We start from the raw sequence: 18,396 nt of genomic DNA on the forward strand, positions 1-18,396 counted from the left end.
TTTGTTATACTAGAGGAATTGACAGTAACCAAGACTAGCCTGCTGAAGGAGACAACCGGGGCATGAAGACACATACGTACTTACGCAAATTAATCGTGCTGACGCTCGTTGTGGGGGCTTTTCCAGTTCTCATTTTGGGGTGGTATTCCTACACGTATTCCTCTCATACCGTTCTGGAAAAGGTAAACGAAAGCAACGCACAAATCTTGCGTCAAACGCAGCTGCGCGTCGAGCAGACCTTGAAGACCATTGATTACACGGCGTCGCAATTGCTGAACACCCCGCTCATGACGAGCGCGATTGGCAAGCGGCTAACCATCACGGATTCGGAGCTTATCAATGATCTCTATGATAACCTTCTGGGGATACAGACCTTCGAGCTGGGGATTAAGGACGTCTTCCTGTTTAGTCTGGAGAATGATTGGTTAATTAGCAATTCAGGTTTTAACGAATATAGTCATGTGAAAATGAAAGATTTGTTGCGTGAGTTCGCCACGATGCAGCCTGGCTCCAAGTGGGTTAGCATGGATTTATCCGAGCGGTATGATGCGGAATCATCGGTCGTGAGCAATAACTACACGATTATGAATGTGAAAAAGTGGCCGATCAACTCCCTGAAGCCTCAGGGGATGATGGCGGTCCTGTTGTCAGGCAAGGAAACCAACAACCTGATCGATTTAGAAGATGACAACATGGGACAGATCTACATCGTGGATGAAATGAACAAGCTTGTCGCTCATCAGGACCGAACATTGATCGGTCAGGATATGTCGCAAGAGGCGTTCATTCGTCACATCGCGGAATCTAACGAATCAACTGGGTTGTTCAAATCCAAAGTGCAGGACGAGGACATGTCTATTTCTTATCGTAAATCAGCTTACAATGGTTGGACGTACGTAGCTGTGCTCCCAATCAGCGAGATGACGAAGCGGGCTAAAAGCATTGCATGGACCTCCTTATGGGTCAGTGTCATCGCTTTATGTACCTCTGTTATTATAGCGGTACTTGGTACACGCAGCGTGTATAGGCCTGTAAGGAGCATTTATCGCTCCCTTGCAGATGCCAAAACTTCCCGCGAGGCGAAGGACGAATTAGGCGTTATCAGCGAAGGCATTCAATCGCTTTTATCCAATCAATCGCGTATGCAATTTCAGTTAGAGGGCCAACAGGAGCATATGACGGAGCTGCTTGTTCGCAAAATGCTCACGGGCGAGGCGAAGTCATCCGAGATTCAAGAGCGACTCCAGTATTATGGCTATACCTTAGAATGGGATAAAATGCGTGTGCTGCTCTTCCAAATCGATGATTTAGCGGAAAGTCGGTTTGATGAGAAGGACCGTGATTTACTGCTCTTTGCTATCAGCAATATTGTTTCGGAACTAGTGCCAAGTCAAGAGCGGCTGGCTCCAATCGTTTTTCAAGATGCGGTGCTATTGATTGCTGGGACGCAGACAGGCTCTGAAGAAGCCTTCAAGGATAACGTGTTCGATATGGCCGTAGCGATTCAAGAAGCGGTGAAAGGTTACTTATCCGTAGAAGCGAGTGTAGGCATTAGCCGGAGCTTCACGCATTGGATGGATGCGGAGCAAGGCTACGCGGAATGCGTAGTAGCGCTGAAATACCGCGTGCAGCTTGGGAGGGAGGCGGCATTGTTCATTGAGGACGTGCAGCCTAAGAAAGGCAAGGAGAGTCAATATCCGAAGGAAGCAGCAGCGCAATTAATCGATGCGATTCAGTCGTCAGATAAGACGCGTGCACATGAGGCGTTAGCGACATTCATTGAGAATGCATCCAAGTCCGTCGATAACCACAACGATTATCAGCTTTCACTTGTGCGTCTGTTGGTCGATTTGATCCGTCTGCTACAAGATTCCGGCATCTCGTTATATGCGCTGAATCAGAAGGAGCGTTCCTTGTTCGATGAACTGCTGCACCTCCATGCTGCCCGCGAGATTGAAGCTTGGTTCTACGAGCAAATTGTGGAGCCTAGCATCGGTTTGCTGGAAGAGCGGAGAGATACGCAGTTCCGCACGATTTCGGATGAGGTGAAGCGACTGATTGAGGAAGCGTTTGATACGGATTTAACGTTGGAAAAATGCGCTGCACGCATTAATTATCACCCGCAGTACATCAGTCGGGTGTTCCGTCAGGAGACAGGGATTAACTTTGCCGAGTATTTGGCTCAATACCGTCTCGATATTGCCAAACGGTGGCTGCGTGAGACGAATATGACGGTCACGGATATCGCGGAGAAGCTCAAATATAATAATCCGGCGAATTTCATTCGCTATTTCCGCAAAATGGAAGGCATAACTCCCGGACAGTATCGGGGGAAACCAGAGAAGTAAAGAAAAGGACTTTAGGCACAGCTAGCGTACTGACCTAAAGTCCACCTTCACGTATTATAAGTTTTGGGTAAGCGAAGCTTACCCGTGGCAAAAGTGCAAAAGAGCACCCTTTTGGGGAGAATGCTCTTAATTATTTTAAATAAATGCAAAAGAGCATCTTTTTGATTCGAAAAAGTTAAAAAAGAGCTGAAGACACAGAAATTGATGCCTTTTCGCATCAATTTTAGCTGAAATCGTTTATTTAGTAGAGAAAAGTTGTACTTATGCATTTCTCAGCCCATGACGAGTAGAATGTGGTTGTCGTTGGCAGTGTTGCGGCTGTTTCATACAAGTTATAAAAACGTAGCTTTCTGCTTATCGTTACTTTGTGGGGGAGATAGCGCTGCTCATCCTCTAGGATTTCGACAGAGTTTTTCTTAACTCGCGAATTGGAAAGCGCTTCCTCAAGTTATATCTGACTATTTCTATGGGAACAGGAGGTAATAAGGTGTTGATAAAACGATTAACAAGCATGCTATTGCTCTTCGTATTGCTGTTCACGGCAAGCATTGTCGATGCAGCTGAGCCCTCAACGAGCCTTGCTGCGATCGGACAGAAAAAGCAGGGCGAATCGTTGACGATTCAAGGAATAACGAGCTTGCAGGAAGTCCTCGTTCAGATTATGCGACCGAATCAAACGATGATGGAATTGGACCAACTGACGAAGGCGGAGCTGCTCGCGGGAATGAGGGTAACATTGCCGACGAATGCACCACTGGGGAGTTATACGGTGAAGGTTGGTTCTGGAAGCGATGTGAGTGTGGCAACGTTCGTAGTCATTGCAAGCGGGGGCGGTGATCCAGATCCGGGGACGGGACCAGGAACAGATCCAGGAACAGGTCCGGGAACGGACCCAGGTACAGACCCAGGTACAGATCTAGGAACAGATCTAGGAACAGATCCTGTAACTGATACCCCGACAAATTCTGAGCTCCCTGCCGTGAAGCCTGACGGCATCGGTGAGCTGAAGCTTCAAGCTGTGAGTAGGCCTGACGCAGCTGGCGTGGCGAAAGCGGCTGTGACACTGGAAGCGCTAGACCAAGCCTTCGCGAACGTGCAGGGCGCTGCTTTGTCCAAGCTGACGCTCGACGTGCAGAAAGTGGAGGGCGCGCAAGCCTATGAAACCACCCTTCCTGCTGCAGCCCTTACCGAAGGAGGCAGGGTGCGACAGCTGAAGCTTCAAACCGAGTTCGGGTCGTTAACTTTGCCGAGCAACATGTTTACGACAGAGGAAATGGCAGGGAAAGCGAATGTGTCTATCACATTGCGTCATATCCAAGCAGATAATTTCTCGGAGCAAGTGAAGGCAGCAATTGGCGATCGGCCCGTCGTGGACATCCAAGTGAAGCTCGACGGTAACCTGGTACCATGGGCCAATGCCCAAGCATCGGTGAACGTAGCGATCCCGTACCAGCCTACGGTAACGGAGCGGAATCACCCGGATAACATCACGGTTTGGTATCTTGATGAGAGTGGAAAGCCCGTACCAGTGACAAGTGGCAAATACGACGCGAGTACGGGGCTAGTGACGTTCACCACCACACATTTTAGCCAATATGTCGTCGTTTACGTGACGAAGACATTTGGAGATATCGCCAAATTTCCATGGGCTCAGAAGCAGATAGAGGCGCTCGCAGCCAAAGGAATCATAGCAGGAACTTCGGAGCAGGATTTTTCTCCGGCAGCCTCGATCAAGCGAGCTGATTTCGTCCTTCTTCTCGTGCGGACGCTAGACATAACAGCGCCAGCTGGGGAAAGCTTTGCAGATGTTAACGCAAGTGACTACTATTACGATGCGGTTCAGACGGCAAGAACACTTGGCATTACTCAAGGCTTTGGCGATAACCAGTTCAAGCCGAACCAAACCATTTCCAGACAGGAAATGATGACGTTTACAGCGAGAGCGCTGACCATCGCGGGCAAGCTGAAGTCTGCAGGATCTGGTATGAATTTGTCCGCATTCAAGGATGGAGCTGATGTAGCGAGCTACGCTTCAGAGAGCATTAAAGCACTGATTCAGCAAGGGATCATCGAAGGCAGCGATGGCTTGCTGTTACCGTTGGCTAGTACGAGTAGAGCAGAAACAGCCGTTATGCTGTACCGGATTTATCATTTATCGGGAGGTAGGTAAGGATGGGATTATTGAAAAAGCATTGTGCTGCGCTGACCGCAGCCCTCATGCTCACTTCAGTTGCCGTTAGCTTTGCCCCGCAATCTGCGCATGCAGCGAGTGTGAACATGGAGGCGGACTATGCGGTTTCAGAAGGGCAGCTCGTGCGAACAGAGCAATTTAACAATACGAATTACACCCCTTTGCCTGTACATGTCGTGGATGAATTGAAAGGGATTAAGACGAAGGTCGTACGGGATTTTGTCAAAATCAACTGGTATTACAATAAAGATAATGCGAACAGTGATTATTTGGCCTATTCCATCGACGATGCGCGGAATGCGACGAATCCAGATTTGCTGAGCGCACGCAAAGAAACGTATGACTTCATGTCCCAATTTTCGGATTCTCTCCTCATCTCCTTAGCTTATTCCTATGGCGGCGATGCGAATCCAGAGAAGAACCGTTTGATCGCGGGTGAAACGACAATGAATTGGCCAGAATTTGATAAGGCCATGAAGAAAATTATTTATACGCTGAAGGAAAAGAATCCAAAGCTCGAATATATCGAGGTCGGCAATGAACCGAACCTGGAGCCAGCATTTTACGGGCATACCAAGGATGATATTCCTGGTTATATGCGCATGTATCAAGGCATGTCGGAAGCGGTGAAATGGGTTAATACACAAGGACTCACGGGCCAATCCATTAAGGTTGGAGGACCGGTGTTATCCGGGTATAATTTTGACAAGCAGAAGCAGTTTGTTGATATCGCTTATGCCAAGGGGTATCAAGTGGATTTCGTTTCTTGGCACCGCTATCAAGAGGATGTGCGGATGAATGAGACACAGGAAATTCAGATGAAGGGCTACCTGCATCAGTTTTATCCGAATGCGACCACGATCGTGAGTGAGTACGGTTGGAAGGGCGGTGGAGGCTTAAGCGATGCGACGAACAATGTCGGCCTCGCCAAGCAAGCGGCCTTCATGACCGATTCAGCGTACTTCTATGCGCGTGGAGGCACCGACATCCCAATGAACTGGGTCGCGGTGCATACACTCAACGCCTATTTCAAAAACCAATTCGATGTCGACTACGCGTTAAGCAACGGGGATACGACGAATTGGCAATCTTTTACCAATAGCGATCCGAAATCCTTACAGTATTTGAACTTGCGCGGTTGGCGCGAATCCGCTTCGACCTCGAAGCCTATGAAAATCAAGGAGATTCGGTTCTTTGACAGCAGCAATAATCCGATCCAGATCCCGAATGCGCTAAATGATCCTAGCATTACTGCTGTAACAGACAATGACGATGCAACGCAATTCACACAATCCGATTATTGGACATGGTTGAAGTTTGATTTAGGCTCGAATGCGCCAGCGATCGCAAGAGTGGATATTAAATGGGGGAACACAGACATTAACACGTTCCAACTGATTGGGACGAGTGATAAGCTGAAATATTATGAGGTGCTCGGTCATACCTTTTTCACACCTTTTTTCAACACCATGCGCATGTTTGCTCAGTTAGGGGATACGCGTGTCAAAGCTAGTGGCGGCAGCACGGACATCTATGGGACGCGGATGTTAGCCACGAAGAATAGCGATACCAAGGCTACGATGATGGTTTGGAACAAGCAAGGTGACGGCACAGCATCCGCCAATGTGGATATTAGCGTCAAGAATTTACCTGCAGGCTTTCAGGGAAAAAGCGTACGCTACAAAAAGCTCCTTGTCGATGAGTCTCATAGCAATCATGCCTACAACAAAATAGATGACCTGCAAATGGTCGATGAAGGGATCGTCAATCTCACCGACACAATCGTGTTAAGCCAAACACTAGAGAAAAACGCGGTCATGCTCATCGAGCTGGAGGCTGTTGATCCGAGCATCAAAAACATCGTGTCCGCAGGCAAAACAGTGACCTTATCTCCCGGCATGACGGGCGGAGCCAACCTGGTGGATGGCTATGAGACAACGGCAGCTGTCGCTGCTACTAGCACGTATCCGCAAACGGTAACAGTCGATCTAGGCAAGTTTTACCAACTTGCGGGGATGGGCATCGATTGGACGAATAGCGCTTCCAGAGGGTACACCTATAAAATCGAGACCAGCGTGGACGGTGTCAATTTTATGCTAGCATCGGATATGACATTTAGCTCGAACCCGGCCTATGTGCCGCCTATGGGAAATAGTCTGGCGTGGTTCACGGGGAAAGCACGTTACGTCAAGCTAACGGTAACAGGCTCTACGTACGATGGCCCGCTATCGATTAATGAAGTGAAAGTATTTGCAGATGGCATGTACAAAAATGGGTTCGAATCCGTCGCCGATCGGGATACTTCCGCTTGGACGATGACAGGGTATAGCAGCGCCTCCACGCCATGGACATTCGCAACCGACAGCGTGACGAACAACACTTACGCAATTCCGGTAAATACGTATGGCACAACGCCTAGCTTTGCCATCCTAGGGGATGACTTAAAGGACTACGGGGTGGAAGCGCGTGTAAAGGTGGCGAATAGCAGCTACACAGGTAATGTGCAGATGGGGTTGTTGGCTAGAGCGAGCACCTATAATAGTCAGTATTATTTTAAATTAATGAGAACGAGTACGACGAATCAAGCGATTCTGGAAAAAAGAATCAGCGGAACGACGACGGTTCTGGCGACGATTGATTTACCGACACCGATTGACTCGTCGAAATGGTATAAGCTCAATCTGGAGACGATCGGCACGACAATCAAGGGCTATGTCGATGGTGAACTAGTCAGTGAAACGACAGATGCAAGCCGAACGAGTGGCAAATTCGGATTGCGCAGTCATGAAGCCTTAGCAAGCTTCGATGATGTGAGGGTTTATCCGATCGTACCATTGCTTGGCAGTATTAAAGTAGATGGCGTGACGATCAACGGCTTTGATCCTAAAATCAACAGCTACACGGTACTTGTGCCTTCTTCGACGAGCACGGTCACGGTTACAGGTTCTGCCTATGGGACTGGCAGCATCTCCGTTGCGCCAGCTTCTGGGCAAGTGACATTTGATGCGGTAGGACAAGAGAAAACTTACACGATTGCGGCCTTATCCAGTGAAGGGAATGGCGCGAATTATTATTCGCTTAGGATTAAGCAAGCCAGCTCTGATGCGACGCTAAGCAGCTTGAGGCTGTCTGTGGTCACTGATCCATTGACATCTCCAGGTCAGAAGCTGCCAGCTATGAGTATTGCACTCATCCCAGGGCAAACGGATTATACAATTCACGTACCGTCCAGGACGAATTATGTGAAAGTCGTCGAGGCTGTACCGACAGCGAGCAATGTGGCAACAGCGCAGATCTCAGATGCCGTTATGGTGAATGGAACGGGTACCGCGAAGGTGACAGTTACCTCAGAAGCCGGTACAACTATGGTATACACGCTGCATTTGGTAGCGAATGCCGAAGCGCCAATCGGAGCGGTGCTCTACCAAGAAGATTTTGAAAATGGCAGCTTCAATTCTGATCCTTCGGTAGGTTGGAACAATGGAGCTACCCCGAATGGTGCTTCATCTCATTTGCGGATCGTGGATGAAGATCAAGGTAAGGTGCTTGAGAAATATACAACGACAAGTATGGCCTTTACCGTTGGTCAAAGCGCATGGACGAATTACGATGTGCGGGCAAGAGTCAAAGCGCAGGTCGGAACTTCCCTGCCAGGTGTAATCGCACGGGCTTCTGATGATGCGAAGAACTTCTATATGCTGCGTATTCACAATGGCACCAATGGCTTAGCGGGCGGCAGTACAGGCTATGTGGCCCTGGGTCGTATGGTGAATGGCAGTCTGAAGGAGCTGGACAGCAAAAAAATCCCTTATCCCTACATCGTCGGGAATTGGTATCAATTGAGACTGGTCGTGGATGGCAATCAGATCAAGGGCTATGTCGATGATAATCTTATTTTCGATGAAATAGATAATGGCACATTATTTTCTTCGAATCCACCTATGTTAACGCAAGGGAAAGCGGGTATTCGAGTCGCCAACCAAGCAGCTAGAATTGATGATTTTCTCGTGACTGAATTGACAGATGAGGTCGTTGTCGTACCGCCGGTTGAAACGCCATTACCTTTCTCCTTAGAAGGTCAATTGAACAGAAGCAATGGGCTGAGTGCGAGTGTACTTGTTAGCCGTACACCAAATGCAGCTGATCATGCGGGTACAGAAGTTGTCTTTTATCAACTGTTCAAAGGCACAACACCTGTTTCTTATGTCGCAATGGAAAACGATATTGGCACCGGGAATCGTGTAGTTGGACACTTCGATGTAGCGGACCCTGATAATCTGAGCTATCACGTTCATGCATTCGTGGTTAGTTCATGGGATCTTCTCAACGAAAGCTTGCCGATTTCACTATCGAATAAGCTGGATATGGAATAAATGAAATAGACAGGCCGTAATCCGACATAAGCGTCGTGGTTATGGCCTGTTTCTGATGAAAGTCGAGATATGACTATAGACGACAATGTTTGAATCCGCTTACAATTACGTTGTCTTCAGCGGTACGCGCGGCCGAGGAAGCACCCTATAGGTGAGGAGTGGTACTCAGTTGAACATGAATCGTTCGAGCTTTTTGATCAAAGTAGTGATGATGCTTTTTACTGTTGTGATAGGTTTCACATGTTTACCACTCAGCATTCCGATTGCCGCAGCGGCCGATACGATTACCCTTACGAAAGGGACGACCTATCAATCAATTGATGGTTTTGGAGCGGCGGCGAATAAGCCCGTGTACGACTTGCAGCACACTATGAGCACGGGGAATCAAAGCGCTATTCTGGATAAACTTTTTCTCAACAGTGGCTCTAACGCTGGACTTACGATGATTCGTTGGGAGATTAATCCCTACAAGCTAAGCGAGGACGCTTCGGGCATTGAGATTTCCTATTGTGGATGGAACAATTGCACGGAAGACTGGACCACGGATTCGCACCAACGGTGGTTTGCGGACCAGGCGTTGTCGCGCTACAGTGCTATGCAGTTCTATGCCGTTCCATGGAGCCCTCCTTCGTGGATGAAAGACACAGCTACTGTAAAAGGAGGCCATTTGCTTTCCGCCCGTTATGCGGATTATGCGAACTATGTGGCGAGATGGGTCCAGAAATATCGGGAAGATTTCGGATACAACATCAAATGGTTAAGCATTCAAAATGAACCTGATTATGAGAATCCCCTATGGGCAACTGCGCGGTACTATAACGCAGAAATGGACAGTGTCATTGGTGAGGTTGATAGCGCTCTAACCAACAAAGGGATTAGGTCGCAGGTTAAGCTAACGTCTCCTGAGGCCACATCGGAGAATGTCGCGATGAATTTCCTGAACAATATGCCAACGAACAAGGGCCTCGTCGACTATGTGGCCTATCATAATTATGGCAATGACAATAGCACGCTGTATGCGGAAACAAAGCCAAAACTAATGACGGAATATAATTTTAAGGACGAGGCGAATAATCTCTGGGATCCTGGCAACACGACCTACGATAACCAACAAGCGATTGATCTCGCAGTCCGAATTCATCGTGCACTGACCACCGGCGGCTCGAATGCGGCCAAAGGGTTCTTGTATTGGTGGAGTGTTGGCAGCAATGAGAGCTTGGCGCAACAGTTGATTAATTTGGACACGAGCGGAGGCACGTACGCAACGAGTAAGGTTTTGTATGCGATGGGCAATTTCAGTCGCGTAATGAGGCCTGGCTATGTTCGTATTCAAACGGTATCCAGCAACCCGTCTTTATTGGTCGTGGCGACGAGAATCAACTCAACCAGCAAAGCGCAGCTCGTCGTCATCAACACCTCATCGTCGGATATCACGGCTACCGTGAGTGGGTTCAGTACATCCTCCACGGCGGCGTCCAAGCTCAAAACCAGTGTCACTGATAACCTTACGAACATGACGGATGTCACACTCTCTGGGGGATCGTTTACGCAAACTTTTTCAGCCAAATCGGTCTATTCTTTTTCGGAAAAATAAGATCAGTTAGTCCTTCCGTACCTTCCATCGCGGGCCAACTGCTGCCGACAAAAAGCGCAGACTTCAACCAGATGATTACGACGATTCCGCAGTACATGACGAATTCGTATTGGATTTCCAATCCAGGCAATTGGTAAAATGAGAAATATAGGAAATCTTCAAAAAATATATGGCAGATATAATAAAATCCGAAGTGGTTCTATGGAGGTAAGATGCGAATTCATATAATGATTATTCTGTTTCTTATGGTGATTGCAGGTTGTACTAGTACAACCAAAGCATTGACCCTTGAGCAAGTAATTGCAGCTTTTCAAGATGAGGAGATGCAACTCCATAAAGCAGATGGAAATGAAGAGAATATATTCCAGCAAGGCATAAACGAGGTAACTCCGAGCTTTTACCAGTTGTCTGATGGCGTAATTTACTATTATATATTTAATTCAGAGAAAGAACGGATTAAAGGTCGTGAAGATTTTTATCATAGACCCGTTGAATTTGTAAAACATCAAGCGTTCGTTATCAATAATGTACTTATATTTTATGTCTATGGGAAGAAACAAGGCGACGAATTAGATCAGAAAATTAAAGCTGCTATTTCAAAACTATAGAGATTAAAGAGTAAGTCTTATCAAAGAAGCCACTCCATTGGAGTGGTTTTATTTTTATATGCGGATGATGTGAAAAGTCAAAATTTTGGAGTGAAATGTCATATTATTGGAGCCTACCAGGGAAATTCATAAAATATAATGAAAAAGCGCATTGGTAAGCGCTTTCTTATTTGGGGCGATATCAACATTTTAGGGAGGGGAAAAATTGGGCAAAAACTTACAGCAGTTATTCGCATTCATCCTCATCATAGCGCTCGTGTGCAGTGCTATTCCGGGTGGCAAAGCGTATGCTTTGGAGAAAAGCGAAGAGCCAGGGTTACTGGCTTGGTACAAACTGGATACGCCTTATGAACTTAGCGGTAAAACCGTGGCAGAGGATTCCTCCGGCCAGGGTCATCATTCCATCAGTGCAATCGGCACTTGGGTCAAGGATGGCGGGGTACACGGAGGAGCCCTATCATTTAACGGCGTCTCTGATCTGATTCAGCTGAACTTGGGGTCGACGCCGGCAGGATCGTACCTGAAAGAAGCCTTCACTGAGCATTCGGCTTCATTATGGTTTAAAGCGAACGACACGCAAAAGCTGCAGGTGCTGTACGAACGCGGAGGCAATGCGTCGGGTATGGCGTTGCAATTGAATGCGAACAAGCTGGAGGCCGCAGTTGCGAGCGCTGATGTGAGAGGAATTATATCGGTCGATTTTACGGATACCACCTCTTGGCACCATGTAATGGTTACGTTCAACAACGGCGTGTTCACGCTTTATTTGGATGGGAAGGTAGCAGCGACTAAGACTGTGCCGTTTACTAAAGTGAATACGGCGCTTAACGAAGCGGCCATCGGTGCAAAATACGCGGTCTATGCATTTGGTGGGGATAACCAGACTGGGGCTTGGTTCAACGGGATGATTGATAATGTGCGTTTGTACGACAAAGCGGTTACACCAGCAATCGAAGTAACAGGCGTTAGCTTGAGCAAGACGCGGTTGACCACGACGGTCGGTGAATCGGTGTATCTGGACGCTTCTCTTCAGCCGTCATTCGCTACGAATCGAAATATCACCTGGACGTCCAGTGATGAGTCTGTCGTGACGGTTGCCGTTTATGGTCCAACACAAGCTGCTATCGAAGGGAAAAAAGCAGGCAGTGCAACCGTAACCGTGACAACGGAGGATGGAAATTATACGGCTGCAAGCGTTGTAACCGTACTTCCTGCACGAATTTCCATGCCCTTCGAGGGATTGGACGCCTGGTACAAGCTGGATGCGCCATTCAGTTATAATGGCAAGCAAGTGGCAGAGGACTCTACAGGTAATGGGCATCATTCTGTAAGCGCTATCGGAAGTTGGGTGCCGGATGGTGGTGTTGATGGAGGAGCCTTCTCCTTCAACGGATTGACAAGCACCATTCAACTCAATACGAATACAATGACCTTCTTGAGGGATGAGTTTTCCGCATTCACAGCTTCAATGTGGTTCAAACCGACAGATTTAAACACCAGACAGGTGTTGTTCGAGCGCGGAGGCAATGGGGCAGGACTAGCGATTCAAATGAATGGAGGCAAGCTAGAGGCAGCGATTGTGAATAACAAACCTGCCATTGATCGCGTTATTCTTTCGACAGCGCTGACTGGTGCAGACGGGTGGCATCACGTAGCTGTCTCATTTGGCAACAAATCTTTTAAGTTATTCCTAGACGGACAATTGGCGAAAGAAAGCACGACGTCTTTCGATAAAGTTGCCGCAGCCGCTAATGAAGGGGCGCTCGGTGCGAGATTCGCCGTTGACGCTTTCGAAGGACCGGCAACCGGGGCTTATTTTAGCGGGGTTATCGATGATGTACGATTGTACAATGCCGCTGTCGAGCCTATCTTGGGCACCGTCCACCCGCAAAGCGTCAGTCTGGATCGGGCTGCGGTCACGGTTGGGGCCGGCCTTACGCAGGAGCTGACTGCAACGGTTTTCCCGAAGCACGCAACGAATCAAGATCTGATCTGGACTTCCAGCAATGAATCCATTGCGAAGGTGATATCGAAGGACAGTCTGAAGGCATCTGTGCAAGGAGTATCGGTAGGTACGGCGACCATTACCGTGACGACGGTCGATGGGAAATACTCGGCGCAGAGTAGCGTGACCGTTGAGAATATTCCGGTAGTGGGGGTCGGTCTTACACCTGCGGCAGCAGAAATTCTGATGGGAACGACACAGGCCTTAACATCGACAGTCACACCGACGAATGCGACGAACCAGAGGGTGAATTGGTCTTCTGACAACCCGACTATCGCATCGGTGAACGAAGCGGGTGTCGTTACGGCACTTCAGCCAGGTACAGCGATGATTACCGTAACGACAGTAGATGGCGCTCATACGGCTTCTGCGGTTGTGACAGTTAGGGGGATCTCAGTCTTGACGGTCTCACCAAATCACTCAAAAGTTGAGTTAGCGGTGGGCGGGACACATTTGTTGTCAGTCGTCATCTGGCCTAAGAACGCCACGAATCGGAATGTATCCTGGTCAACCTCCGATGCTTCTGTGGCAACGGTTGATCCGAACGGCCGGGTGACAGCTGTCGGTCTGGGCAGAGCGTTCATTACGGGAACAACCGAGGACGGAGGCTTGTCGGCGAGCAGTGAAGTCACCGTCATTTCTTCCGCCATTGAGAAAGTAGATAACCTGTTCAGAGTCGATTCGGGGTCCGACCTTGGCAAGAAGGCTACCCTCTACGACGGAACGATTGAGAAGTATAATGGATACTATTATGCGATGGGAACCGGAACTTTGGGGAAAGTGTATCGCTCGAAGGATATGATTCACTGGGAAAGCCCGTATCGGTTAATTTCGAATGACCCGAGTACGATGCCGCAGGCAGTGACTCCATCCGATCACAACGAATTAGGCGCATCCGATTTGTTCTTCCATAACGGGGTGATGTTCTATATCTACAATGGTACCTCATTGATCTACGGGGACCCTAGCAAGATGAATACGTCGCCGAATTTCGAGTATGCCCTCAAGGATAAGAAATATGATGATGGGATTGACCCTCAATTATTCGTTGCGCACAACGGAGATTTAATCTTACTGCGCAAGGTAAATCCGGACGAGGTGAACCCTAATACAGGGGCAGCCAAGCCGGCGAATGCCGGTGCATGGCTCTGGGACGTGCAATCCTTCTTTAACGAGAAGGGCAATCCGGGCCGAAGCAAAGCGATTGAAACGGTTCATACACAGAAGGGCCACTGGGCCAATGTGAACTTCGTCAATTTCGAAGGACCGGAGTTATTTTACCATAATGGCGAGTATTACATGCTGTATGTCGGCAATCAGATGTTCCCGGAAACAGGACTTTATGAGACCGGGGTAGCGCAAGCCGATAGCTACGATAAAATAACGAATGCTTCCAAATACCCAGGCAAGCTGCTGGCACGTAATATTGAGGGGCTGCTCCTGAAATACAACGTCATCCTGCCGACGGCCGAGCATGGCAGCCAGCCATATCAATATACCTTTAATGCGCCTCAGGTAGGCTGGAACGCGGTTGGCTCAGATGTGAACGGTTGGATGACCGGGGAGGGCGGCTTCGGCTGGCCGGATACGAGAACGGGGAAAATCCCGACTATTATCAACAACGGGAAAACGGCGCCATCCGAGATTTGGGCGCACCCGAGCGGTCAAGCCTCCATGTGGGCGAAACGCTCCTTCCATCTGGATGCTGTACCGGAGACTACGGTTCTTCGCTACCGTCTGGAAGGGTATGGCAAGCTGTATGTGAACGGCAAGCCATTCTACACATTCGGTGGTCAGCAGCGAGCCTATAAAATGGTTGAAGTTCCCGCTGATATGCTTCAGCCCGGCGAGAATGTGATCGCCGTAGAGATCAGTAAAAATGGCGGAGCCGCATTGAATTACTACCATCTAGATTTTGGTCTGTATGATACGAACGGACATCCTGTGGAACCCGACATTATCGGACCATCGCAACCGAATATGATTAAGGGGCCAAATGGTTTTGAGGATTGGGTCACCTATAAAGCTTTTTGGAACAGTGATGAAGGGCAAGGGAAGGATCGTGTCTACTTCTGGGATCAAGAGATGGTCGTTGATGGACCAACCTCCTATGATTCGGAAGGCATTCATCCGGAGGCTTGGACACCGACGTTCCAGGATCGGTTCGATTCGGAAGCCAGCTTGCAGCAATACGAAATGCCGGAAACAGGCGTATCGATCGACAACGAGGCGTTGTACATTAACGCTCCTGGCGATTCGAAACAAGTGCTGCTGAACGGATATGAAGCGGAAAATATGTTTGTAGAGGCTAATCTTCGATTCGATGACAAGGATTTTGGCGATGAGGGGCAAGCCGGTATTGTTGCCTGGCATCAGGATGAGAACAACTATGTGAATGTGTTGATCGACCGCGATGACCGGAAACTTATCGTCAATTCCCGCATAGACAGTGTTTCGGAAAGCGCGGTCACAGATTTGCCGTCGACGTTTGCATTCCTGTCCGATGACTCGCGTGTACAAGACTTTGCGGAGCAATACCATACGCTCAGAGTGTACAAGAACGGGTCCAAATTGTTTGCGGAATTGGATCACTACACGCTTAACGACGATCGGCCGGTGTTTGAGCAGGAGGCGATGGCTGCTCCAGGGCGAATCGGCTTGATCAGCAACAAGGCAAAGGTTCGGATGGATAACGTGACCGTGACGACAGGTTGGAGCGAATACGGTGCGTACATCAATGGTTGGGATGAAGCGTGGTCGGTTTCCGAGAAGGGCTTGCAGTCCCCTGTGTCCGGGCAAGCGATCACGGTCAAGGGTGATCGGACGCTCGGCCATGAATTCTCGGTCAATGTAAATACAGGGTCCTTGCCAGACAGTGGTAAAGCGGGGGTCATTCTCGCGTATGTTGACGACCAAAACTACGTGACGGCAAGTACGAATTATGCCACAAACGAATTCGAGTTGCGCAAGATCGTGGATGGTCAGGAGGAGATCATGGCCGTCGCTCCCACAGCAAGAGATACGATCTATGGGCACAGCAACTACGCAGAGAACGGACAGCGCGAGTATGTGTACGATCTGCGTGGCGAAGCGGAAGTTTCATCGGCGAAAATTCTGTGGTTCAACGGTCTGTTCTCGTACATGAACAAGAACTTTGAACTGCCGCAATCGAACTCGCCAGATTTCAAGTTCGACAGTCAGAAGGACGGTTGGAATGCGGTGCCGTTCACGTATCAAGACAAGGGAAAAGGGGATTATCATAATGCCGACTTTACCGCCCCTGTAAAAACCAGTCAACTTCGACTGAGTGTGCCTTCAGATTTGAATCGCCCATTCTCCTTCGCCCTTCGTGAAGAGATCAGCGGGCAAAACTTCTATAAGGTGGTTCGGTCAAAGGGGAAAATCTATGTCTGGGTGAACAACAATCTGATCTTTGATGCAGAGGATCCTTTCGAAAATAAACCCGCACAGGCAGGCCTTTATTCAGATGGGATTCAGGCGACTTACAACGCCTTTACCAGCTTCGATGTATCGGGACAACTCTCCACTAGCGACAGCGGCGGTGCTTCCTTGGCCGTGAAAGCGGAGGTTGCCGGTGAATCCGGCAGCAACGGATGGTACGTTTCGGATGTACAGGTCACTTTGCGTCCGGAAGGCGAAGGCTCGGAACGTGCCAACATGTTCTACAGCCTAGATGCGGGAGACACATGGCATGCGTATAGCGAGCCGATTACGATTTCCGCTGAGGGCCTTAGTGAGCTTCGCTATCACGCCGATGATGGAGCTGGGAATACAACAGAGATCTCAACAATGACCATCAGCATCGATAAGACGGCACCGATCATCACGTTAAATGGACTGTCCAACGTGACCGTGCCATTCGGCGGAACTTATCGCGATCAAGGCGCAACAGCAACGGATAATATCGGTCCAGTAGGCGAGATTATTGTCACAGGCGAAGTGAATACCAACACGGCAAGTACCTATACGCTGCGATACAATGTCATCGACCAAGCGGGGAACGCTGCTGTGGAAGCGGTACGCAAGGTGACAATCGAGGAGGAAGAGGATTCTTCCGGAACTGAGGAGCCTGTTGACGAAGGCAGCCAAGCAGAGGAAACCCCTGCCGGAGAAAGCACCGTGCCGCCATCTTCCGGGAGCAAGGAACAGCAAACGGATGTGAGCCCAGAAGCAAGCAACCAGTTGGAGCTGGAAGGTGGAGTAAAGATTCAAATTCCTGCCGGCGCCGTGTCTTCGAAGGGGACGATCCATATCGCGGTCGTCGCACCAGACCAGATTCCCGCGAATGGCGATCTTCAATCGGTCAGTCAAATTTTAGAATTATCCAGTACGACGGGCAATCGGTTTTCAAAGCCGCTTGAGCTTTCATTCGTCTACGAAGCCAAGCAATTGAAGCCAGGTAGCCAACCCGCAGTCTACTATTATCACGAAAGCCAGAAGCGTTGGATATTTATCGGCGGAACTGTAAATGGAGCTGGAACGATCCAGGTGAATGTCGATCACTTCACGAAATTCGCTGTCTTCTCCTATGAACCGGCAGAGATGAAGGATATGGCGAATCATTGGGCAGCAAGCTACGTTCGTCGCCTCGCAGGGATGAATGTCGCAGCCGGATACCCAGACGAAAGCTTCCGACCGGAGGCAACCGTAACGAGGTCCGAATTCGCGAAGATGCTGGTTTCGGCCTTAGGTCTTGAAGCAGCTTCCCGCGTCACGAACTTCTCGGATGAAGCGGACATCCCGTCTTGGGCGAAGCCGCACATCGTGGCCGCAGTGGAAGCGGGCCTAATTCAAGGTTACGAGGAAGCCGGCACGACTAGCTTCAGAGGCGAGCTCACCGTGACGAGGGCGGAAGCAGCCGTGATGACGGCAAGAGCTTTGCAGATTTACGGAAACGGTACCGCGGGCTTGACGAGCAAAGCATTGAGCCTGAAAGACGCTTCGGACATTCCGTCCTGGGCGAAACCATCGATCGATAAGGCTCTATCTGCGGGCATCCTGAATGGTTACGAGGATGGCGCATTCCGTGCGGGCCAAACAACAACGAGAGGTGAAGCAGCTGCTATGATTTACAAATTGCTGGCCGCGTTGGGAATATAGCTTCAAGCACCACACACATAGAGACCATCTCCACTAAGGAGATGGTCTCTATTTTTAGTAGAAATTCTAGATGCTGTTTTAATGGGATTTTATGATCATAGTAGTATTAACGCACAAGTTGGGAGTATCATGGAAAAGTAATAAGCCAAGGATTTT

The 18,396-nt window shown here is 49.1% G+C and carries 6 protein-coding genes; all 6 read left to right on the forward strand.

Features of this window, described 5'->3' with window-relative positions; genetic code table 11:
- Positions 1–62 precede the first annotated feature (62 nt).
- The 6 genes from L6I86_RS17810 to L6I86_RS17835 all read left to right on the forward strand — a co-directional run bounded on the left by L6I86_RS17810 (position 63) and on the right by L6I86_RS17835 (position 18,240).
- A complete protein-coding gene (locus L6I86_RS17810; RefSeq protein WP_236289193.1) occupies positions 63–2,348 on the forward strand; it encodes a helix-turn-helix domain-containing protein in 2,286 nt (761 codons plus the stop codon).
- A 487-nt stretch (positions 2,349–2,835) separates the two neighbouring features.
- Positions 2,836–4,518 carry an S-layer homology domain-containing protein gene (locus tag L6I86_RS17815; RefSeq protein WP_236289195.1) on the forward strand — a complete coding sequence of 561 codons (1,683 nt, stop codon included), beginning with the start codon at positions 2,836–2,838 and terminating at the stop codon, positions 4,516–4,518.
- Positions 4,519–4,520: 2 nt separating this feature from the next.
- Positions 4,521–8,912, forward strand: coding sequence for a 3-keto-alpha-glucoside-1,2-lyase-like domain-containing protein (locus tag L6I86_RS17820; protein WP_236289197.1), 4,392 nt, complete (start codon positions 4,521–4,523; stop codon positions 8,910–8,912).
- Between the two features lie 175 nt (positions 8,913–9,087).
- Positions 9,088–10,506 (forward strand): glycoside hydrolase, encoded by a 1,419-nt coding sequence (locus tag L6I86_RS17825; RefSeq protein ID WP_236289408.1) that lies wholly within the window; start codon positions 9,088–9,090, stop codon positions 10,504–10,506.
- A gap of 245 nt (positions 10,507–10,751) precedes the next feature.
- Positions 10,752–11,114: a hypothetical protein gene (locus L6I86_RS17830; protein ID WP_236289199.1), complete on the forward strand. Its 363-nt coding sequence runs from the start codon at positions 10,752–10,754 to the stop codon at positions 11,112–11,114.
- A 205-nt stretch (positions 11,115–11,319) separates the two neighbouring features.
- On the forward strand, positions 11,320–18,240 hold the full coding sequence (locus tag L6I86_RS17835; protein WP_236289201.1) for an Ig-like domain-containing protein: 6,921 nt from the start codon (positions 11,320–11,322) through the stop codon (positions 18,238–18,240).
- Positions 18,241–18,396 lie beyond the last annotated feature (156 nt).

Source organism: Paenibacillus allorhizoplanae (assembly GCF_927798215.1).
Lineage (GTDB): Bacteria > Bacillota > Bacilli > Paenibacillales > NBRC-103111 > Paenibacillus_E > Paenibacillus_E allorhizoplanae.